The organism is Nocardia sp. NPDC060259, assembly GCF_042728775.1.
Lineage (GTDB): Bacteria > Actinomycetota > Actinomycetes > Mycobacteriales > Mycobacteriaceae > Nocardia.
The window spans coordinates 58,552-78,437 of the sequence record NZ_JBHXAY010000024.1; the positions used below are offsets into that span (position 1 = coordinate 58,552).

15 protein-coding genes are annotated in these 19,886 nt (G+C 65.2%); 10 read left to right on the forward strand and 5 right to left on the reverse strand.

The features are described from left to right. Nucleotides 1-8: 8 nt before the first annotated feature. The 5 genes from ACFWF2_RS12730 to ACFWF2_RS12750 all read left to right on the forward strand — a co-directional run bounded on the left by ACFWF2_RS12730 (nt 9) and on the right by ACFWF2_RS12750 (nt 6,644). A complete protein-coding gene (locus ACFWF2_RS12730) occupies nt 9-1,034 on the forward strand; it encodes a TIGR03842 family LLM class F420-dependent oxidoreductase (protein WP_379307502.1) in 1,026 nt (341 codons plus the stop codon). After that, on the forward strand, nt 1,031-2,359 hold the full coding sequence (locus tag ACFWF2_RS12735; RefSeq protein ID WP_379307504.1) for an aspartate aminotransferase family protein: 1,329 nt from the start codon (nt 1,031-1,033) through the stop codon (nt 2,357-2,359). Before ACFWF2_RS12730 ends, ACFWF2_RS12735 begins: the two co-directional genes overlap by 4 nt. Then, a complete protein-coding gene (locus ACFWF2_RS12740) occupies nt 2,356-3,858 on the forward strand; it encodes a CoA-acylating methylmalonate-semialdehyde dehydrogenase (protein ID WP_379307506.1) in 1,503 nt (500 codons plus the stop codon). Before ACFWF2_RS12735 ends, ACFWF2_RS12740 begins: the two co-directional genes overlap by 4 nt. Nucleotides 3,859-3,967: 109 nt before the next feature. After that, the gene (locus ACFWF2_RS12745) at nt 3,968-5,113 is read left to right on the forward strand and encodes an RNA-guided endonuclease InsQ/TnpB family protein (protein WP_379307508.1); all 1,146 of its coding nucleotides are present in this window, start codon (nt 3,968-3,970) and stop codon (nt 5,111-5,113) included. A gap of 136 nt (nt 5,114-5,249) precedes the next feature. Further along, nucleotides 5,250-6,644: an NCS1 family nucleobase:cation symporter-1 gene (locus ACFWF2_RS12750; protein WP_379307533.1), complete on the forward strand. Its 1,395-nt coding sequence runs from the start codon at nt 5,250-5,252 to the stop codon at nt 6,642-6,644. A 164-nt stretch (nt 6,645-6,808) separates the two neighbouring features. Here ACFWF2_RS12750 and ACFWF2_RS12755 read toward each other — a convergent pair whose 3' ends face one another. Beyond that, complete coding sequence (locus ACFWF2_RS12755; RefSeq protein WP_379307509.1) at nt 6,809-7,573, reverse strand: ESX secretion-associated protein EspG; 765 nt, start codon at nt 7,571-7,573, stop codon at nt 6,809-6,811. After that, nucleotides 7,570-9,228, reverse strand: a complete 1,659-nt coding sequence (locus tag ACFWF2_RS12760; protein WP_379307511.1) for a hypothetical protein — start codon at nt 9,226-9,228, stop codon at nt 7,570-7,572. The genes ACFWF2_RS12755 and ACFWF2_RS12760 overlap by 4 nt, the downstream gene beginning before the upstream one ends. Nucleotides 9,229-9,400: 172 nt before the next feature. On the opposite strand from ACFWF2_RS12760, the gene ACFWF2_RS12765 reads away from it, so the two are divergent. Genes ACFWF2_RS12765 through ACFWF2_RS12775 form a run of 3 tightly spaced genes read left to right on the forward strand, consistent with a single transcriptional unit; the run spans nt 9,401 to nt 12,795 of the window. Beyond that, on the forward strand, nt 9,401-9,721 hold the full coding sequence (locus tag ACFWF2_RS12765; protein ID WP_379307513.1) for a hypothetical protein: 321 nt from the start codon (nt 9,401-9,403) through the stop codon (nt 9,719-9,721). 43 nt (nt 9,722-9,764) lie between these two features. Continuing rightward, nucleotides 9,765-12,041, forward strand: a complete 2,277-nt coding sequence (locus ACFWF2_RS12770; protein ID WP_379307515.1) for a hypothetical protein — start codon at nt 9,765-9,767, stop codon at nt 12,039-12,041. A gap of 1 nt (nt 12,042) precedes the next feature. Next, the gene (locus tag ACFWF2_RS12775; RefSeq protein WP_379307517.1) at nt 12,043-12,795 is read left to right on the forward strand and encodes a hypothetical protein; all 753 of its coding nucleotides are present in this window, start codon (nt 12,043-12,045) and stop codon (nt 12,793-12,795) included. A 24-nt stretch (nt 12,796-12,819) separates the two neighbouring features. Here ACFWF2_RS12775 and ACFWF2_RS12780 read toward each other — a convergent pair whose 3' ends face one another. The 3 genes from ACFWF2_RS12780 to ACFWF2_RS12790 all read right to left on the reverse strand — a co-directional run bounded on the left by ACFWF2_RS12780 (nt 12,820) and on the right by ACFWF2_RS12790 (nt 14,563). Then, complete coding sequence (locus ACFWF2_RS12780) at nt 12,820-13,416, reverse strand: DUF3558 domain-containing protein (RefSeq protein WP_379307519.1); 597 nt, start codon at nt 13,414-13,416, stop codon at nt 12,820-12,822. Continuing rightward, the gene (locus tag ACFWF2_RS12785) at nt 13,413-13,808 is read right to left on the reverse strand and encodes a hypothetical protein (RefSeq protein ID WP_379307521.1); all 396 of its coding nucleotides are present in this window, start codon (nt 13,806-13,808) and stop codon (nt 13,413-13,415) included. Before ACFWF2_RS12785 ends, ACFWF2_RS12780 begins: the two co-directional genes overlap by 4 nt. A gap of 140 nt (nt 13,809-13,948) precedes the next feature. After that, entirely contained in the window at nt 13,949-14,563 is a 615-nt protein-coding gene (locus ACFWF2_RS12790) for a hypothetical protein (protein ID WP_379307523.1), read from the reverse strand. A 519-nt stretch (nt 14,564-15,082) separates the two neighbouring features. Here ACFWF2_RS12790 and ACFWF2_RS12795 point away from each other — a divergent pair. Next, nucleotides 15,083-16,225, forward strand: coding sequence for an RNA-guided endonuclease InsQ/TnpB family protein (locus tag ACFWF2_RS12795; RefSeq protein WP_379307535.1), 1,143 nt, complete (start codon nt 15,083-15,085; stop codon nt 16,223-16,225). A gap of 158 nt (nt 16,226-16,383) precedes the next feature. Further along, nucleotides 16,384-19,886 (forward strand): protein kinase (locus tag ACFWF2_RS12800; RefSeq protein WP_379307525.1); only part of this gene is annotated, 3,503 nt, incomplete at its 3' end.

Genomic DNA, 19,886 nt, shown 5'->3' on the forward strand with positions numbered 1-19,886 from the left:
GAGACGCCATGGAATTCGGAGCGGTACTTCAGTGCAATCCACCGGCCGCGCGCACCGTGCACCTGGCGAAACTGGCCGAGGCGTACGGCTTCAGCCACCTGTGGACCTTCGATTCGCATCTGCTGTGGCAGGAGCCGTATGTGCTCTACAGCCAGATCCTGCACGAGACGAAGCGGATCACGGTGGGACCCATGGTGACCAATCCGGCGACTCGGGACTGGACCGTCACCGCCTCGCTGTTCGCGACGCTGAACGAGATGTACGGAAACCGCACGATCTGCGGGATCGGCCGCGGCGATTCGGCGGTGCGCGTGGGTGGCGGGAAGCCGACCACGCTGGCCGTCCTGCGTGAATCGGTGCACGTGATCCGCGAACTGGCGAACTCGCGCCCGGTCGAATACAACGGCAGCACACTGCAATTCCCCTGGAGCACCGGCTCGTCCCTCGAGGTCTGGGTCGCCGCGTACGGGCCGAAGGCGCTGGCGCTGACCGGCGAGGTCGCCGACGGCTACATCCTGCAACTGGCCGATCTCGATATCGCCGAATGGATGATCGGGACCGTCAGGTCCGCGGCGAAAGCCGCCGGCCGCGACCCGGATTCGATCAAGATCTGCGTCGCCGCGCCGATGTACATCGGCACCGATCGCGCCCACATGCGTGAGCAGTGCCGCTGGTTCGGCGGCATGGTCGGCAACCACGTCGCCGACATCGTGACCAGGTACGGGACCGGCGGCGGCGTTCCGAAGGCGCTGACCGACTACATCGCCGATCGGCACGGCTACGACTACAACGAGCACGGCCGAGCCGGAAACACCCACGCCGACTTCGTCTCCGACGAGATCGTCGAGCGTTTCTGCGTGCTCGGCACCCCCGAGGAGCACATCGCGAAACTGCGGGCCCTCGCCGATCTCGGCGTCGACCAGTTCGCGGGCTATCTGCAACACGACAACAAGGAGGAGACCTTGCGTGTCTACGGCGAGACGGTGATCCCGCGGCTGCGCCAGGCCGTCACCGCGACGACGGTGTCGGCATGACCGGGGCGACGGTCGGCGTCGACCTGGACGCACGCGCCTACGAACTCGATCGCGCCCACGTGTTCCACTCGTGGTCGGCGCAGGCGAGCCTGGATCCGATGGTGCTGGCCGGTGGCCGCGGCTGCCGGGTGTGGGACCACGCGGGCCGCGAGTACCTGGACTTCGCCAGTCAGATGGTGAATGTCAATATCGGACACCAGCATCCGGTGGTCACGGCCGCGATCGCCGAGCAGGCCGCCCGCCTGACCACCATCGGTCCGGCGGTGGCGAATCTGCAGCGCGGCGAGGCGGCGGCGCGGATCACCGAGCGCGCCCCGGACGGCATGAACAAGGTGTTCTTCACCAACGGCGGCGCCGACGCCGTCGAGAACGCGATCCGGATGGCGCGCCTGCACACCGGTCGCGACAAGGTGCTCTCGGCTTACCGGTCCTATCACGGCAATACCGGTGCGGCGGTGGTCGCCACCGGCGACTGGCGCCGGATGCCGAACGAGTACGCGCGCGGCCACGTCCACTATTTCGGCCCCTACCTGTATCGCAGCGAGTTCTGGGCGCAGACGCCGGAACAGGAGAGCGAACGCGCGCTGCGGCATCTGGAACGGGTGGTACAGGCCGAGGGGCCGCAGACCGTCGCGGCGATCCTGGTGGAGAGCGTGCCAGGCACCGCGGGCATCCTCGTGCCGCCGCCCGGCTATCTGGCCGGGGTGCGCGCCATCGCCGACCGCTACGGCATCGTGCTGATCCTCGACGAGGTGATGTGCGGATTCGGCCGCACCGGACGGTGGTTCGCGTTCGACGGCTACGGCGTCACCCCCGACCTGATCGCCTTCGCCAAGGGCGTGAACTCCGGGTACGTGCCGGTCGGCGGCGTGGTGATCTCCGACGCCATCGCCGCCACCTTCGACGACCGGGTCTTCCCCGGCGGCCTGACCTACAGCGGGCATCCGCTGGCGGCCGCCTCGATCGTGGCCGCGCTCGACACCATGGCCGCCGAGGGCATCGTCGACAACGCCGAGCGGATCGGGCGCACGGTGATCGGCCCCGCGCTGGACAAGCTCGCCGCCGAGCATCCGATCGTCGGCGAGGTGCGGGGCGAAGGCGTGTTCTGGGCGATCGAGCTGGTCGCCGACCAGGCGACCCGCGAGCCGGTCGACGCCGCCACCATCGCGCGGATCAAGGCCGGGCTGGCCGCCAGGGGCGTGCTGGTGTTCGGCGCCGACAACCGGATTCATTTCGTCCCGCCCTGCGTGGTCGCCGAGGCCGAGGTCGCCGAGGCCGTCGCCGCGCTGAGTGAAGTACTGGCCAACCCTTTGGAGATCCGATGACGCATCCCACCGACACACTCGAGCACTGGGTCGACGGCAAGCCGTGGACCGGTGAATCCACCCGTACCGCACCGGTATTCGACCCGGCCCTCGGCGTGCCGCGCCGTACGGTCCGGATGTCGACGGCCGCCGATGTCGACGCCGCGGTCAAGGCCGCCGCGGCCGCGCTGCCCGGCTGGCGCGATTCCTCGATCGCCACCAGGCACCGTTTCCTGCTGAACTTCCGCGAACTGCTCAATGCCCGCAAGGACGCGCTGGCCGAGATCCTCACCGCCGAACACGGCAAGGTGCTCGCCGACGCGGCAGGGGAGATCGCGCGTGGGCTCGAGGTGGTGGAGTTCGCGCTGTCGATGCCGCACCTGCTCAAGGGCGAGTTCAGCCAGAACGCCTCGACCGGGGTCGATGTGTACTCGGTGCGCGAACCGGTGGGCGTGGTCGGCATCATCAGCCCGTTCAACTTCCCGGCCATGGTGCCGCTGTGGTTCTTCCCGATCGCCATCGCGGCGGGCAACACCGTCGTGCTCAAGCCGAGCGAGAAGGATCCGTCGGCGGCGAACTGGCTGGCCGAGGTCGCCGCCGACGCCGGGCTCCCGGCCGGGGTGCTCAATGTGGTGCACGGCGACAAGGAGGCCGTGGACGCGCTGCTCACCCATCCCGAGGTCGGGGCCATCTCGTTCGTCGGCTCGACGCCGATCGCCGAGTACGTGTACCGGACCGCGAGCGCGAACGGCAAGCGCGTGCAGGCCCTCGGCGGGGCGAAGAACCACATGCTGGTGCTGCCCGACGCCGACCTCGATCTGGCCGCCGACGCCGCCGTCAACGCCGGATTCGGGTCGGCGGGCGAGCGGTGCATGGCGGTCAGCGTTGTGCTGGCCACCGAGTCCGTCGCCGACGACCTGGTGGCGCGTATCGCCGAGCGGATGAAGGACCTGCGCACCGGCGACGGCCGCCGCGGCTGCGATATGGGCCCGCTGATCACCCGCGAACACCGCGACAAGGTGGCCGGCTACCTCGACACCGCTGTCGCCGACGCGGCGAAGCTGGTGGTCGACGGGCGCGAGTCGAGCTTCGACGGCGACCCGAACGGCTTCTGGCTCGGCCCCACCCTGATCGACCGGGTGCCGGTGAGCTCGGCGGTGTACCGCGACGAGATCTTCGGCCCTGTCCTGTCGGTGGTACGGGTCGAGGGGTTCGAGCAGGCCGTCGAGCTGATCAACGCCTCGCCCTACGGCAACGGCACCGCCATCTTCACCAACGACGGCGGTGCAGCGCGGCGCTTCCAGCGGCAGGTGAACGTGGGCATGATCGGCGTCAACGTGCCGATCCCGGTGCCGGTGGCCTACCACAGTTTCGGCGGCTGGAAGGCGTCGCTGTTCGGCGACGCGAAAGCCTACGGCCCCACCGGTTTCGCCTTCTTCACCCAGGAGAAGGCGATCACCTCCCGCTGGCTCGATCCGAGCCACGGCGGCATCGACCTCGGTTTTCCGCGGAACAGTTAGCACGATCGAAGAACCAGCGTGATGACCAGAAAACCCGGCGTGCAAGCCCGGTCCTGCGGTGTCGCGATCGTGCGTCAAGCCTGTCGGTGGATCACGCTAGGGTTCAGCCGTGCAGCTCCGGTACAACTTCCGCGTTTATCCCACGCCTGGACAACAGAATTCGTTGGCGCGGGCGTTTGGATGCGCGCGGGTGGTGTACAACGACGGTCTGCGTGCACGGCAGCGGGCCCGCGCCGCCGGGTTGCCCTACATCAAGGACTCGGCGCTGCAAACCCAGGTGATTACCGCGGCGAAGAGGACACCCGAGCGTGCGTGGTTGGGCGAGGTGTCGTCGGTTGTACTGATCCAAGCTTTGGCCGACCTGCACACCGGCTACCGCAACTTCTTCGCTGCGGTCACCGGCAAGCGCAAGGGCGCGATGGCGCCACCGAGGTTTCGGTCGCGCAAGGACAATCGGCAATCGATTCGGCTCACTCGCAACGGGTTCAGTCTGCGCTCGAACGGGCGGCTGTATGTGGCCAAGGTCGGGGAGTTGAGGGTTGCCTGGTCGCGCGAACTGCCGTCAGACCCTTCGTCGGTCACGGTGACCAAAGACCCGGCGGGCCGGTATTTCGTGTCGTTCGTCGTTCAGGTCTGCGGTTCACCGCTCCCGCCAGCGGAGTCCGAGGTGGGGATCGACTTGGGCTTGGCGACATTCGCGGTCATGTCCAACGGCCACACGATCGAATCACCCAGGTTCTTGCGACAAGCCGAGCGCCGGTTGCGCAAGGCACAAAGGTTGCTGTCACGCAAGGAGAAAGGCTCGAACAACCGGGCGAAGGCTCGAATCAAGGTCGCGAAAGCGCACGCGAAGGTCGCCGACACTCGCCGGGACTGGGCGCACAAGCATTCCACGTCGATCATCCGCGACAACCAAGCGGTGTTCGTGGAGGACTTGTGTGTGAAAGGTCTCGGGCGGACAAGTTTGGCGAGGTCGGTCCACGATGCCGGGTGGGGCATGTTCACCCGCATGTTGGCCGAGAAGGCCACTCGGTACGGCAGGACGTTCGGCCAGGTCGACCGTTGGTTTCCTTCGACGCGTTTGTGCTCAGCCTGCGGTGTGGTGAGCGAGAAGAAGCCATTGCATGTCCGGAAGTGGGTGTGCGCATGTGGTGCGTGCCACGACCGAGACTTGAACGCCGCGAAGAACATACTCGCCGCCGGGCTGGCGGAGAGTCGAAACGCCCGCGGAGGGACGGTAAGTCCCGCCGCCTAGCGGAAGGCACGTCCCTGTGAAACAGGAACCCACTGTAGAACCGCAAGGTTCAGGAGGAATCCAGGTCGTTCACGACCTGGAGGAAGTCAAAGAAACTCGGGTACGGCGGTCCGATGACGCGCCGGGCGGTTCCACGCTGGTCAACGACGACTTGGCACCAACTACCAAGGAGACGGCGACCTGGCGTACCTGGGACATCTTCTGCCTCTGGATGACCTCGGCGCACAGTATCGCCAGCTACGGCTTCGCCGTCGGCATGCTCGCCCTCGGCATGACCGGTTGGCAGACGATGCTCGCGCTGTTCGCCGGTGTCCTGATGTTGTGGCTGGGCAGCAACCTGATCGGCGTCGCGGGGCAGAAGGTCGGGGTGCCGTTCCCGGTCTTCGCCCGTGGCGCGTTCGGGGTGTTCGGCGCCAATATCCCCGCGTTGCTACGGGCCCTGGTCGCGGTGTTCTGGTACGGCATCCAGACCTACCTGGCCTCGACCGCGCTGATGATCCTGCTGCTGCGCGTGGCGCCCGGGCTCGAATCGTTGACCAACAACGACGTGCTCGGCCTGTCCACGCTGGGCTGGATCGCGTTCCTGGTGCTGTGGACCGTCCAGCTGGCGATCATCAACTACGGCATGGAGGTGGTGCGCAGGGCCTCCGACTTCGCCGGACCCGCGGTCTGGATCGGGATGATCGCGTTGGCGATCTGGATTCTCGGCAAGGCCGACTGGAGCATCGATTTCAACGCGCGGGCCGGGGAGCCGCTCAGCGGCGGCGCGACCGTCGCGACGTTCGTCGGCGTGGCGTTCCTGATGGTGGCGTTCATGGCGGGTCCGCTGGTGAACTACGCCGATTTCGCGCGCTTCTCGCCCAGTCGCAAGGCGGTGCTGCGTGGCAACGCCTGGGGCATCCCGTTCAACGAGACCGCGTTCGTTGTGCTGTCCATCGTGATCGCGCTGGCCACCCTGAAGGTGTACGGCAAGGTGCTCGCCGACCCGGTGGCCCTGGTCGCCGATATCGACAGCGACGTGATCGTGGTCGTCGCGGCCGTGCTGTTCGCCACCGCGACCGTCGGCATCAACGTGGTGCTCAACTTCGTCTCGCCCGCCTACGACATCTCCAACGCGGCGCCGAAGTACATCTCGTTCCGTACGGGTGGCGTGATCACCGCCCTGCTGTCGATCGTGGTGCTGCCGTGGAAGCTGTGGGAGAACCAGAACTTCATCATCTACTTCCTCGGCGGCGTCGGCGCCCTGATGGGTCCGGTGTTCGGCATCCTGGTGGTGGACTACTACCTGGTGCGCCGCCAGCGCACCGTCCAGGCCGACCTCTACAGCGACCAGCCCACCGGACGCTACTGGTACACCCGCGGCTTCAACCCCAAGGCGCTGATCGCGCTCGGCATCGCCGGTCCGGTCGCGGTGGTCGTCGCCCTCGCCCCCGACTCCGGCAATATCACCGCCCTGTCCTGGCCGGTCGGCGCCACCCTCGGCGCCCTGATCATGTACGCCCTCAACGCCCGCCGCTCAACCGCACACTGATCATCCGCCAGCCTGCGCAACTAAGCAGTACTCGGTCAGCGAGCCTGTCGCCGTTCGCGGGAGCGGGCTTGCGCCGCTTACTGGGCCGGTCATCTCCGGGCCGTTCACCGGGTCAAACTGAAGTACAGCTCCAGTTTGTAGCCGCGAGTCGCGCCTGAGATGCCCTAGGCGTTGGTGAGCAACCGGACCTTCTGTTCGAGCTTGCCGACGAGCAGAGTCGGTGAAACCGTCGTGACGACAGTGTCGGACTCTGTCACCTCGATCAGGTACCTGCCGGCTGCGAATCCGCTCGAGATGTCGGCCCAGCTCAGGTAAGTAGATGGAAGCTGTTGTCGTGCACGGACACCGGACTCGATGATGAGCTGTCCTTCCGCAGATCGCCTCAGGCGCAACAGTTTTCTGATCCGCTCGTCTTCGGGGAGACGTCCGTCGTTCGATCGTAGCCAAGTGGTGACGGGCTCATTGCCGCGCACACGAGGGGTGTAACCGTGCATGTCGCCCGCGCCACCGGGTTCAGCTGGTGGAAGAGTCGCGGCGAAGTAGGTCAGGGTGTCGTCGGGGCGACAAGCGGTCAGTCTGATCGTTCGGTCGTTCTGGGTGGTGGGTCGCTGGAACAGCACAGCGCCCATCCTGTCGGTCAGTCCGGCATGCGACCGCAGGACATGACCGGTCCCCGTCAGCGTCCCGTAGCAGCACAATCGCACAGTCGAGGTGGCGAGCGTTCGAAGCGCTGATCGCAGCGCGGGCTCGATCCCGGAGCCATGCTTGCGCGAGAAGGACGATGCAATCAGCGAATACTCGTCCCAGTTCTGCGGACTCTCACGGATCTGGATCGGATCGGGATAGTCGTATGCGTCCAAGCCGGTTTCGGTCTTCCACAGCCACGCGAACTCGTCATGGCTCAGATCCCAAGAGGGAGGCTTCGTCACCGGTCGACTCCGTCCGGTGACGAAGGTGTCTGGTCGGCATCCGGCGAAGTGGAATCGTCTGTGGTCCAACCGTACTCAGCGAAGAGATCATCGAGCGCTGGCGCCGTGCCTGTGACCGTTGTTGTACTCGGCGTTGCTTCAGGCACTTCGGCGTTGTTGCCCGGCGGCTCTGTGACCGGGCTCGGCGGTTCCGGAGCGGCAGGCGTGTTGGGGGCGGGGGCAGGCTCGTCGTTTCGGGTGGCAGCAGTGGTGTCCTCAGTGGCAGGAAGCGGACGTGGCGGTGCAAGAGGAACGTCTCGAGGTTCACCAAGGATCGGATTTTCGCCGAGCACTCCGGCGTGCGCCGTGATGCCAGTCAGCCAGTCCGGTTGGACACCTCGCAAGTAGTCGGGCGCGCGATGCTCGTTCTCATCGTCACCACCACCACTTCGCCGACCTGCTCCTTGGCCCATCGGACCCATTGGGTGACTGCTCGAGCGGCCAGTGCTCCCAGCTCCTGTTCCGCCAGCCGCGCCTGAGCGCCCAGCGCTCGGGGACCCGGCTGTCGGCGGTGCCCCGGAGCCAATGGGGACTCTAGGTGTCCCGCCTGGCATCCCATTCATCGGTGCGCCGGTGGTTCCACCGCCAGCCCCGGTAGGGACTCCGCCACCGCCCGGAAGTCCTGCACCTGTGCGGGTTCCCGTGTCGGGGGTGGTCGGCGCTGTCGCCGTCGACGCCGCGCTCGTTGAAGTATCGGTGTCCGGCGAGCTGGCAGCTGAATCCGTTGCGATGCTCCCGGCCTCGGTGTCGCCAGGCGAGCCGACTGTCGCAGGGCGCTGACCTTCGGATTGTTCGGGTGTCGTGTCGCCGGTCACCGGCTGTCCGGCTGCAGTGGTCGGTGTCGTGCTCGACGGTCCCTGCGTTCCACCGCTCGCGCCGGGGTCACCGATATTCGACACTGTCGCGTACGAGGGCACACCACTTCCGGTGGGCGGATAGTTCGGTGTGTACACCGAATTCATCGCGGCGACGGCGGCTAGACGTTGCGCCTCGGCCTGCTGACGCAGCTGTGTCTCGTACTCGGGGTTGATCAAGCCCGGCAGTACGGACTGGAGCGGGTCGTCCGGATCGATCGTCGCAAGGGTGGCGGCCGGTGGCGGGACAGCGGCGCGGGTAGCCTCCGCGGCCGCCGACACAGCATCCATGCGGTCCGACATCGTTCCGAACACTTGGGCAATCTGATTGGCGGTCTGCGTGTGCAGGCTCGCTGCAGCGAGGCCTGCCTGACCTGCGCTACCCTCCCATTTTCCCTCGCTGAAGATGCGGTTCAGCCCGAGCTGCGTGAATGCCGACAGGTTCGAGAGCTCGGTGAACGCATCCTTCCAAGCCTTACGTAATGTCTGCAGACCGGTGACATTCATGCCGCCGGGGCCGTTGACAGAGTCGTAGATCCGCTGGTGCGTCCAGCTGTCGAAGTAGTCCATCGCGCCCTGGACGAAGTCGGCGTCGGTCCCGGCGCCGAGGTCGCCGAGCGCCTGGTCGCTGCGGCCGGTACGGGCTTGCGCTTGAACAAGCTTCTGCTGAGCGTTCACCAGTTGCGTGAGCTGTGTCGGGTTGATGGCACCTGCTCCCGGAATCGGGCTCACAGCGGCGGTTACGTCGTGTTCACCTGTCATCGATGCCCTCCCCAAGGTCCCGACTGTGCCTCCCAGACCGGAGTCGATACAGGCTACCGTGTCGTCCTGGGCTGGTGCCCGGCCGACCGTGACGATGCCGCTGAGCGGGGCGCCGCTGTTAGAGTTGCCGGGTTCAAGTGCCGGATCGACTCGCCATTGACCAGGGGGGTTCATGGGAACACTGCGTGCTGATCTCGAATTGCTCGAAACACTGGGATCAACATTGCACGGACTCGCGACGCGTGCTGAACAAGTCCAGCCGAAGCGGACCACGGGACCAGCCAGCTCACCGGCCCTGGCGTCGGTTGCGGTCGGTGAGCAGATCACGGCCGACCTGATTCGGAACACGCTGCTGCCCGCAGTCAAGGAACGCCTGGGCGAAACCGGTGACGTGATGATCAACGTCGCGCGGGAGTTCAAGAATCGCGATGACGCCAACGCGGATACGATAGCCGCGACATATGGCGCGGCCACCGGCGAATGGACGGCATAGCGCGGTGAATCCACGGACCTGGGTCGACACGGCTCGACCCGAAATGCTGCTGGAGCTCGGCGATGCCTGGATCGGCGTCGGAGCCGAACTTGAGGGCCTGTTCAACGAGTACCAAGCCGCCGTCACGACCGTCAACGGCTCCTACTGGGACGGGCAGACGGCCGACGCAGCCCAGAGCCGCGCCCAGTCGGACAACAAGACGATGCAGGTGCTCGCCGACAAACTGGAGGCGATCGGCACCCGGGCCAAACAGGGCTACGACGAGATCAACCCGCCTCTGCTGCGTGCCCGCGGCGCGATCATGGAAGCCCAGCGGCGCAACTACCAAATCGCCGACAGTCTTGCCCTGTCGCTCCAGAACGCCACGGCTGAGCAAGCCAAGGAGCTCGAGACGCTGCAAACCGAGCTGAACGGCGCGGTGCGCAGTGCTATGCAGGCAGACATCGCCGTCAGGGACGCGCTGAACGCTGCACGTACCGAACTTCGCGTGGCGTTCGTGTCTGCGGCTGCGCTCGGCGGGCCACAGGCCAAGGCCGATGGCCAGCAGTTGATCGACAACCCTGGGGGCATGAGCCCGGAGGCGCAGCAGCGCCTCATCGAGGCAGGACAGCTAACGCCTGACCAGCTCTCTGCCCTGCAGCGCGGTGATACCGCGACGATTCCGGCTTCACAGATGGAGTACCTCAACGAGCTGAGCCGGAGCTTGGATGGGAAGAGCCCGCGCGAGATCGAGCAGATGGTGAGCAAGCTCCCGCCGGACGCACAAAAGGCTGTCGCCAACTCGTTCCAGATCATGTCGACACCGGGTGTCAATGCTGGACCAGTCGCCGCCGACGACAAAGAGCTGCGTAACTCGGGCAAAGGTGGGCTGGCCGTTCTCCCACAGCAGATGCAGTCTTCGCTCACCAGAAGCGATCTGGTGACCAAGGACTCGGTGTACCTCGTCAACAAGGAAGTCAACCTCAACGGTGTCGCCGACAACAAGGCAATCGCCAAGATGATCGGCTCCGGTGACCCTCAATATATGGTCGGGACTGACGTCGATCGAAAGCTGCTCGATGTCGGCTCGAAATACCTTGCGGGGATCGAGGACTACAAGGATGACGACCACGGTTGGGTGGGCAGTACACGTCTGCAAATCGATGGCGGAAGTGGAGGTTCACACGGTGTCGTAGATAGCTTCTTCACCACCGCTGGCAAGGATAAAGTCGCGGTCGAGGCGCTGGTCACTGGGGAGGGTAAAGAAGAGCTCTACAACAACATCACCAGCCATGCGTGGACGGACAAGGGGGCCGCGCCCGCCACGCTATTTCAGTTCGCTGACGGTGCCGCCACAATCGAGAATCCGAATGACCCTGCCGATGTGAAAGCTGCGGAGCGGCATGGGAAGATCATGAGTTCGGCGGCTGAATACCTATCTGGTGGTGGTGATCCAGGCGCTAGATGGTCGGAATTGACAAGTCTCGACTCCGTAGGCAACCACACACTCGGCGAGCGAAACCCCTTGCTTACGCAAGCCCTCGCAACTGGATTCGCGCCGCACATCGAGACGATGGTGGGGGGTACCTCGCCAAATACGACGGGATTCAATATTCCTGTTACCTACGATAAGGACAAAGGGGAGGTCAGTAGCTGGCTGGACCCCGACGGTAATGGAACCTATCGCGGCACGAATAATATCTTCAGTATCCTGGCCACAGACGAGCCTTCTGGAGAGAAGGTTTCGGAGGCCATAGAATCGGCCAAAGATCGAATGATGCAGGAATATGCTGACGCGCCCTCGTCGCCTGGCTCATCATCCAAACTTGGAATGATCGGGACATTGCAAGGGCTCGCTAATGGCAGTGCCGACGCGAGTGAGGCGGCGCGCGTCTACGGCGACTATGGTGACCAGCTGACCCGGCACAACGATATGCAATCGGCATTTGACTTGCCGCAGACGATACTTGGCGATGTCCCCTTTGTGGGAAGCTATCTCGACATGGGGATCGAGAATATGAAGCCAGACGCGCCCGAGGTTGAAGATCCGAAAGTTAGTTCGGCACCGAATTTCAACAGGATGAATTACGAGATTCTTGAACGAATGGCGATACCTGTTGACCAGCAATCTCGGTACGGAGAGCTGTTCGACAACGGAGGTATGCGAACTTGGGAAGATATCCAAAGATCCCCGAATCGACAAGCGCTGGTTGCTCAATCGGCTGAGCTGTTCGACTCTTTGGATCGCGGCGACGGTAATTCTTCTGCGATCGAAGATGCGTATCGTCGAATGATGTCTGGAGCGCCTACGACGAAGAAGCCGGAACCGGAGGAGGGATAGCATGCCTTCTGTCGAGAAGCGTGCTTATGGTCCAGCGCTTGTAGCTCTTGTTTTAGTTGCACTTGGAATAGCGGTATATGTAGCGGACCGGAAGCCGCCTCGGGTGCGGGCCGATCCGACCGCAACCCATGTTTGGTCGGGAGCGTCAGGCATCGAATTGGGCTCTAGGAGTTCTGAACTTGTGCGTGCGACTGTTGAGTCGGCCGAAATTGCGCAGTCGGCAGGACTTAACTTCACCTATCCGGGATTCCGTGAGGCGTGGGTGGGCGAACCGCAGCGGTGGGATTCCGGGATTTCCGATGGATCGGATGGTGACTATGAATGGTGGCTTCAGTCGGGTCGGTACACATATCGCGACCATATTGCAAGAATGGTAGAGAATGACGGTCATGTCGAGGCAAAGGTATGTCAGTACGAAGTGCCGGATGTAGGTGAAAACTGGACTGCGGGACAGTTTGCGGGAAACTTTCGCGTATATGCCGTCAAGCTTGAGAATCTGAAATCGGGAAGGGACCTCGACCGGGGCGGTGGCACAGTAGCTGGCGGTCGCCGGACTCCCGACCGAAATGTGTTCGGCGACTGGCGAATCACTGAGCTGACTGTGGCTTATGAATGGGAGCCGCACGACTGTCGGAGCTGGTTTTCAACCCAGGCGACTGGCCTTGAATTCAGATTCGATAAGAGCCCAGCGATATCGACCAAAGATACGGTTGTCCCTTATGGGCCGATACAGTCGCAATATCCGATGTGGTGATGCCGGGGTCGGTGCCCGCGGCTATTAATCGGGGAGCGTCGACTCGATGGCTGCGGCAGTCTGTGTTATCTCAGCACATGCATCCCAGTCGGTCAGCCCTAGGCTGCTGACCTGGATTGACAGTGCCGAATCGGGGCCAGGTATCGCGATGTCACACGATCCCATTCCTTCTCCTTGAAAAGCGATCCCGGAGCGGGAATTTACTCTGGTGTCACTAACTGTCGTCCGCGCACTTTCTTTAGCGCGAATTTCGTCGACAGATATGTTCGATGAGAGAATCGTTAGATGTGCTACACCGAGCTGTTGCGTGCGGACGGTCTCGATCCTCTTGAAGGTGCATCCAATGAATGCCCAACCATCGTGTACCTGGTCGATTCGTTTCCTGGTCTCGGGACTGTATCCGGCTTGAGAAATAGTCTTGTCAGAGATCTCCGCGCAAGGATCGAAACTGACAGGTTCCCGGCTATTCGTTGGCTGGGGCGGTGCTGGGCTGACGCTCACTGATATGTCGTTTCGCGGTGCGGCTTCAGTTTCAGTGTTGACGGCCGGTGATGGATTGGATCCGCAGCCTGCGACCAGAATAGTCAGCCCGACAAGCATGCACCTGCAGATCGTCTTCATGCCGAGCCACCTGGCGCAGCCGCTCCTGCGATACGAATTCTCGTGCTGTTGACCGTGTCCGCATCTTCGAGTCTGCCGCCAGCGCACAAGAATGCCTCTTGGAGTCGCAATGCGCCGTCGATAAGCTGGTCGACGACCGCGATTCCGTCGGTTGCTTTGCCTGCGAACCCCTTCGCCAGCTCCTGCGCGGTTGGGATATCTCCGAAGCCTGACGCTCTGGTAGCGGCCTGGAGTTGCACGCGAACGTCCTGGAGCCCGGTGACCATCCGGTCGTACAACGCCACCAGCTCATCAACCGCGTTCGGATCGAAGTTCAGCGTGCCTGCAGCTCGCGCCGCAGCCGTCAACGCGGCTGTCTGCGCCTGTCCGTAATCGAGTTGGACACCAGTCATGTTCCCGCCCCTCCGTGGGATGTCGACGGGCAGCTTACCGGAGATCGGGTCGCTGGCTCTGTCGACGAGCTGTACGAGCACGTCAGCCGTACGAACAGGGAGGGTTCCCGAGAGGTGTGCTGCTGAGTGGCGTGATCATGTCAGCGGAAGAGGAGGGCGCTGATGATGTCGGCGTGGCGGTAGCCGAGGTATTTCTGGACGAGGCCGGGGTCTATGGCTGAGGTTGCGGTGGCGAGGGTGACTACGACGAACTCGTCTTGGGCGCCTGCTTTCCATTTGCCGGTGGCGAAGTTGTCGATGGTAGTGCCTGAGCGTGGTTTCAGGGCCTTCTGGTCGAATTCGGCGGCGGCGGACTTGGCTATGGCGGCGTCGGGCATGGCCAGGATGAACTGAGTGAATCGCAGGCCACCCGATTCGGCGGACAGGACGAATTCGGCGGCGTACTTGCAGCCGAGGGCGGTGAGTTTGCCGTCCTTCTCGATGGAGGCGCAGGTGTCGTGGTCGCGGCCTTCGATCCAGTCGGTGTGCAGTTCGACCTTGTCCCACTTGAAGTCCCAAGGGCCTTCGTACTCGGTGTAGCTCAGCTTCGCGCCCGCAGGCACCGGCTTTTTGACGGTAATCGTCGGCGTGGTTGAACGACCGGCGGTGGTGGGTGTCGTCGCACTCGATGCCGCAACGGCCGAACCTGAGATGCCGTCGCGGGCGCCGAGCATGAGTAGGCCGGCGCCGCTGAGTAGGCCGACGACCAGTACCAACGCCAGCACGATCCAGCCCGCGTTCGATTTCGGTGGGGCACCAAGCGCTGGGATCTCCTGCGGTTGACCGCCCGGCGGGGGATAGCTCGTCGGCTGTCCCCACTGCATCGGATCCTGTTCCCCCGGCGGGTATGTCATCGCGAAGTTCCCCCATCAGCGTGGGGGATCCTGACCTCCCCCGAGTTCGTTCCATCGACCTTACTGGTGTCGGCCCACCGCCTGCGCCGAGCCCGGATCGGACATCGTGACGAAACACCGGCCCGGCACCGGAACGGCGAGGAGAGCTCATCGACGCGAACGCGAACCACCCTGTTGGTAAGCAACCGTTGCCGCCGCAGTACCGAATCTCCATTCGATTGATGCCCGATCGCGCTAGCTTGGATATGTGCGAGCGCCGTGGGTGTTCGCATATGCCGAACGATATGCCGGTGACCATGAAAAGTAGCGCGAAGATCGGGCACTCCACGGGCTGGCATGTGTCTTACGCAGCTGACATGCAAGTTGGCTATCATGTCACCCATGGGTGCGAGGATGGTGAAGCGGTCGTACAAGTACCGCTTCTATCCGACGGTCGAGCAGGTCGAGCAGCTCGCGCGCACCTTCGGCTGTGTCCGGTACGTGTACAACCGGGCATTGACGGAACGGTCTCGCGCCTGGGCTCAGGAACAGCGCCGCATCTCCTACGCCGAGTCGGACAAGATGCTCACCGCCTGGAAGCGGGACCCCGAAACCGGGTGGCTCACCGAGCCGTCCAAAGGGCCACTCCAGGCGACACTGCGGAATCTGCAGGGCGCGTTCGACAAGTTCTGGCGCAAGCAGGCAGGGTATCCGCGGTTCAAGAAGAAGGGGAGGTCGAAGGATTCGGCTACCTACTTCTCGAACTGCTTCATCTACCGAGATGGTCAGTTGAAGCTCGCCAAGCAGGCCGAGCCGCTGAACATCCGGTGGTCGCGCCCACTCCCCGAGGGGGCGGTCCCGTCGCAGGTCACCGTGATAAAGGACTCGGCCGACCGCTACTTCGTCTCACTCTTGGTCGAGGAGTTGATCGTCGAGCACGTCCCGGCGGAGGCCACGATCGGTGTCGATGCGGGCATCACATCGCTGTACACCTTCTCGACCGGGGAGAAGGTGTCGAATCCCCGACACGAGAAGGAGGACCGCGCCCGGCTGGCCAAGGCTCAGCGCGCGTTGGCGAAGAAGCAGAAGGGCTCGGCGAACCGGGCGAAAGCTCGTCTGCGAGTTGCCCGTGTTCACGCGCGGATCGTGGATCGGCGCCGGGATCATTTGCACAAGCTCTCGTCTCGTGTGGTGCGCGAAAACCAAGTGATCGCCATCGAGGACTTGAGTGTGCGGAACATGGTTCGGAATCGTTGTCTTGCGCGCGCGATCTCAGATGCGTCGTGGTCGCAGTTCCGGTCGATGCTGGAATACAAGGCAGAGTGGTACGGCCGTACCGTCGTTGCGGTGGACCGGTTCTATCCCTCGACCAGGACATGCTCGACGTGTGGTCAGGTCAACGACACGGTTCCGCTGCACGTCCGCGAGTGGCAATGCCGATGCGGCGTATCGCACGATCGGGATGTGAACGCTGCCAAGAACATACGCGCCGCGGGGCTTGCGGTGCTCGCCTGCGGAGATGGTGTGAGACCGCCCCGCAGCTGATGCGGGAAGGCGACTGTCTATGAAACAGGAACCCCCTACCGCGAGGTAGGGACTCCGACCGATACGGCCGGGGGAAGTCAAGCCGATTCGCTTCGAGGGGTGGTCACATGGAACCGGAGCCGACCCGTATACAGCGCGGGCCGTCCGAGTCGTCACCGGTGGCGACGAATACCCAGCGGGCCAAGGTGCCGGGGGAGATCGACGAGGCGGTTGTCGCCGAGCTCGACGCCATGGGGCTCACCGGGGCCAAGGAGATCGGGCGCGGCGGATTCGGCGTGGTGTACCGGTGTTTGCAGCCCGCGTTGGACCGGGTCGTCGCGGTGAAAGTGCTGTCCTCGGAGATCGATCAGGAGAGCCGGGAACGGTTCCTGCGCGAGGAACAGGCGATGGGCAGGCTGTCCGGGCATCCGAACATCGTCGACATCCTGCAGGTCGACGTGACCGCGACCGGGCTGCCGCTGATCGTCATGCCGTACTGCTCGCGCGGTTCGCTCGAACGGCTCATCCACGATCGCGGACCGTTGACCTGGGCCGATACCCTGCGTGCCGGGGTGAAGCTGGCGGCGGCGATCGAGTCGGCGCACCGGGCGGGCATCCTGCACCGCGATGTGAAGCCGGCGAACGTGCTGATCAGCGGATACGGCGAACCGCAGCTCACCGATTTCGGCATCGCCCGCATCCCCGGCGGGTTCCAGACCTCGAGCAGCCTGATCACCGGTTCGCCCGCGTTCACCGCTCCCGAGGTGCTCAAGGGCCATGAACCGACTGTGCGGTCTGATATCTACGGGCTCGGCGCGACCCTGTTCGCCCTGCTGACCGGCCACGCCGCGTTCGAGCGGCAGGCGGGGGAGAAGGTGGTCGCGCAGTTCCTACGCATCACCACCCAGCCGGTGCCGGATCTGCGCGCCCAGGACATCCCCGGCGACGTGGCCGCGGTGATCGAGCAGGCCATGTCACCCGACCCGGTCGACCGTCCAGCCACGGCCTACGAATTCGGCGAGATGCTGCGCCAGGTGCAGCGCGCGCACGGCCAGATGCCCGACGAGATGGCCCTGCTCGACACCACCGCGGAAACCGCCGAGGCGGACACCCCGGAATCGCTGAAGGCCGTCACCGGCCGCCGCAGCTGGCCGCTGACCTTGCAGCCCGTCGGCTCCGCTGTGCCGCTGCGCAGCGGCAACACCGGCACCTTTCCACCGACCGCGGCGACGAAGTTCCGGCCACCGACGCCCGCCCGCGAACCCCTGCCGCGGCAGCGCCTGCTCGACGTGCTGCGCGCCGGTGGCCGTCGCAGGCTCGCCCTGGTCCACGCGCCCGCCGGGTTCGGCAAGAGCACCGTCGCCGCGCAGTGGCGGGCCGACCTGATCGCCCGCGATATCCCGGTCGCCTGGCTCGGCATCGACCAGGACGACGACAGCGAGATCTGGTTCCTCGCCCACCTGATCGTGGCCATCCGCCGGGTCCGCCCCGATGTGGGCGCCGGCCTGGAGCAGGTGCTCGAGGAGCGCCCCGCCGACGCCGCCGCGTTCGTGATCGCGACCCTGATCGATGAGATCCACGCCAGCGACCGCAGCGTGGTGGTCGTCGTCGACGACTGGCATCGGGTCAGCGACCCCGGCGTGCACCGCGCGATGGCGACCCTGCTCGACAACGGCTGTCACCATGTGCGTTTCGTGGTGACCAGCCGTGACCAGTCCGGGCTGCCGATCAGCAGGCTGCGGGTCCGCGACGAGCTGGTCGAGCTCGGCGCGGTGGAGCTACGGCTCACCGAGGCCGAGACGCGCCAGATCCTGGTGGAGCGCAATGGTTTCGCGCTCACCGACGAGCAGGTCGAGCAGATCCACACGGCCACCGAGGGTTGGCCCGCCGCGATCCAGCTGGTGAGCCTGACCCTGCGCGGCAAGGCCGATCCGGTCCAGCTGCTCGCTCAGCTCGCCGAGGGCGGGCACGGGATGCGGGAGTACCTGGCCGAGAACGTGCTCGACAGCATGGATCCGGAGCTGCTGGAGTTCCTGATGGCGATCTCGGTGGTCGAGCGGGTCAGCGGCTCGCTGGCCGCGCTGCTCGCCGATGTCCCCGACGGCGCGTCGATGCTCGAACAAGCCGAGCAGCGTGAACTGTTCGTGCACCGGATCGAGCACGACCCGGAGTGGTACCGGATGCAGCCGCTGTTCGCCGAGCACCTGCGCACCCGGCTCGACCGCATGCACCCTGGACGCGCGAAGATGCTGCACCGCAAGGCCGCTCGCTGGTACGCCGAGCACAACCTGCTGCGCAAGTCGGTCGACCACGCGCTGGCCGCGACCGATCTCAAGCTCGCAGGCGACCTGCTCGAGAGCGGCGGCATGGACCTGATCGATCGCTCCCGGCTGGCGACCCTGCTCGGCAGTGTGTCCAAACTGCCGGTGCAACAGGTGACATCACGGTCCAAGCTGCTGATGGCCGTCGCCCGGGCCAATATGAACCTCCAGCAAACCAGCACGGCACGCTCGGCGCTGGGCAGGCTGTCGAACCTGCTCGCCCGCGGTGGCGGCGAGCCGGAGCTGGCCGAACAACTGGGTGCGGCAACGGTGCTCGACGCCGCCGACCGGGTGGCGCACGATGACACCGCGGAGGTGGCCGACCACCTCGCGGACCTGCTGGCCGACCCGGGCGAGCTGCCCGCGTGGATCGTCTCGACCGCAGCCAACTTGATCTCGTTCGTCCGGATCTGCGAATTCGACTTCGTGGGTGTGACGGAGATGCAGGACTGGGCCGCGGACTATCACGTGCAGTCGAAGGACCCGCTCGGCGCCGTCTTCGGGCTCTGCTGCCGTGGTGCCGCCGCCTATGAGCAACTCGACATCGCCACCGCCACCGAGTGTTTCGAGCTGGCCTACGAGAAGGCACGAGACGGGGCAGGCCCGCGCTCGGACGCCGCGCGCGTCGCCGCGGCGCTGTTCGGCGAAGTGGCTTACCGCCGTGGCGATCTGGCGCTGGCGGACCGGCTGCTCGACGAGAGCCACGAATTGGTGACCCGGGTCGGCCCGGTCGACTTCCTGGTCGCGACCTTCGTGATCGGGGCGCGGGTGAAGGCCGCGCTCGGCGACCAGTACACGGCGGCGGCACGGCTGGACGAGGGCACACGGGTGGCCGCGGAGAACGGACTGGCCCGGCTCGACGCGCAGGTGCGGGCCGAACGGTCCCGGCTCGGCCTGCCCACCGGCGACAGCGCCGACCGGTTCGCCACCGAGCTGTCCGCCAACGGCAAGCGGCGCAAGTCCGGTGCCGCCGTGCTCATCGCGGAGGCCCGCGAGCTCGCCGAGATCAGGGCTCTGCTGGCCGAACAGCGCCTACGCGCCGACGATCGGGCCGCCCGGCACGCCAGGGTGCTCTACGCGCGGCTGCTCGACCAGTCCCGGCCGCGTGCGGAATTGGACGCGATTCTGCTGCTGGCGGAGTGCCTGGCGACGGCGGGCTGGGTCGGCGAGGCCACCGGGCTGGTGCTGCCGGTGCTGCGCACCTGCGCCGACCTGGGCTGGACCCGGCCGCTGCTCGACGCCGGTCCCGGCGTCGTCGGGCTGCTGCACGTGCTGCGCACGCAAGCCCACGACGAGCAGCGTCATCCGCCCAGTCCACACGTCGACTGGGCGGCGGGAGCCGTCGAGCTGGCGACCGCGGC

What these genes read in the sequence shown, in the direction of transcription:
- ACFWF2_RS12785 (WP_379307521.1), bottom strand. Translation starts at nt 13,808, where the DNA reads ATGACTGGTGTCCAACTCGATTACGGACAGGCGCAGACAGCCGCGTTG.
- ACFWF2_RS12730 (WP_379307502.1), top strand. Translation starts at nt 9, where the DNA reads ATGGAATTCGGAGCGGTACTTCAGTGCAATCCACCGGCCGCGCGCACC.
- ACFWF2_RS12760 (WP_379307511.1), bottom strand. Translation starts at nt 9,228, where the DNA reads ATGACAGGTGAACACGACGTAACCGCCGCTGTGAGCCCGATTCCGGGA.
- ACFWF2_RS12735 (WP_379307504.1), top strand. Translation starts at nt 1,031, where the DNA reads ATGACCGGGGCGACGGTCGGCGTCGACCTGGACGCACGCGCCTACGAA.
- ACFWF2_RS12770 (WP_379307515.1), top strand. Translation starts at nt 9,765, where the DNA reads ATGCTGCTGGAGCTCGGCGATGCCTGGATCGGCGTCGGAGCCGAACTT.
- ACFWF2_RS12775 (WP_379307517.1), top strand. Translation starts at nt 12,043, where the DNA reads ATGCCTTCTGTCGAGAAGCGTGCTTATGGTCCAGCGCTTGTAGCTCTT.
- ACFWF2_RS12765 (WP_379307513.1), top strand. Translation starts at nt 9,401, where the DNA reads ATGGGAACACTGCGTGCTGATCTCGAATTGCTCGAAACACTGGGATCA.
- ACFWF2_RS12740 (WP_379307506.1), top strand. Translation starts at nt 2,356, where the DNA reads ATGACGCATCCCACCGACACACTCGAGCACTGGGTCGACGGCAAGCCG.
- ACFWF2_RS12795 (WP_379307535.1), top strand. Translation starts at nt 15,083, where the DNA reads ATGGGTGCGAGGATGGTGAAGCGGTCGTACAAGTACCGCTTCTATCCG.
- ACFWF2_RS12780 (WP_379307519.1), bottom strand. Translation starts at nt 13,416, where the DNA reads ATGAAGACGATCTGCAGGTGCATGCTTGTCGGGCTGACTATTCTGGTC.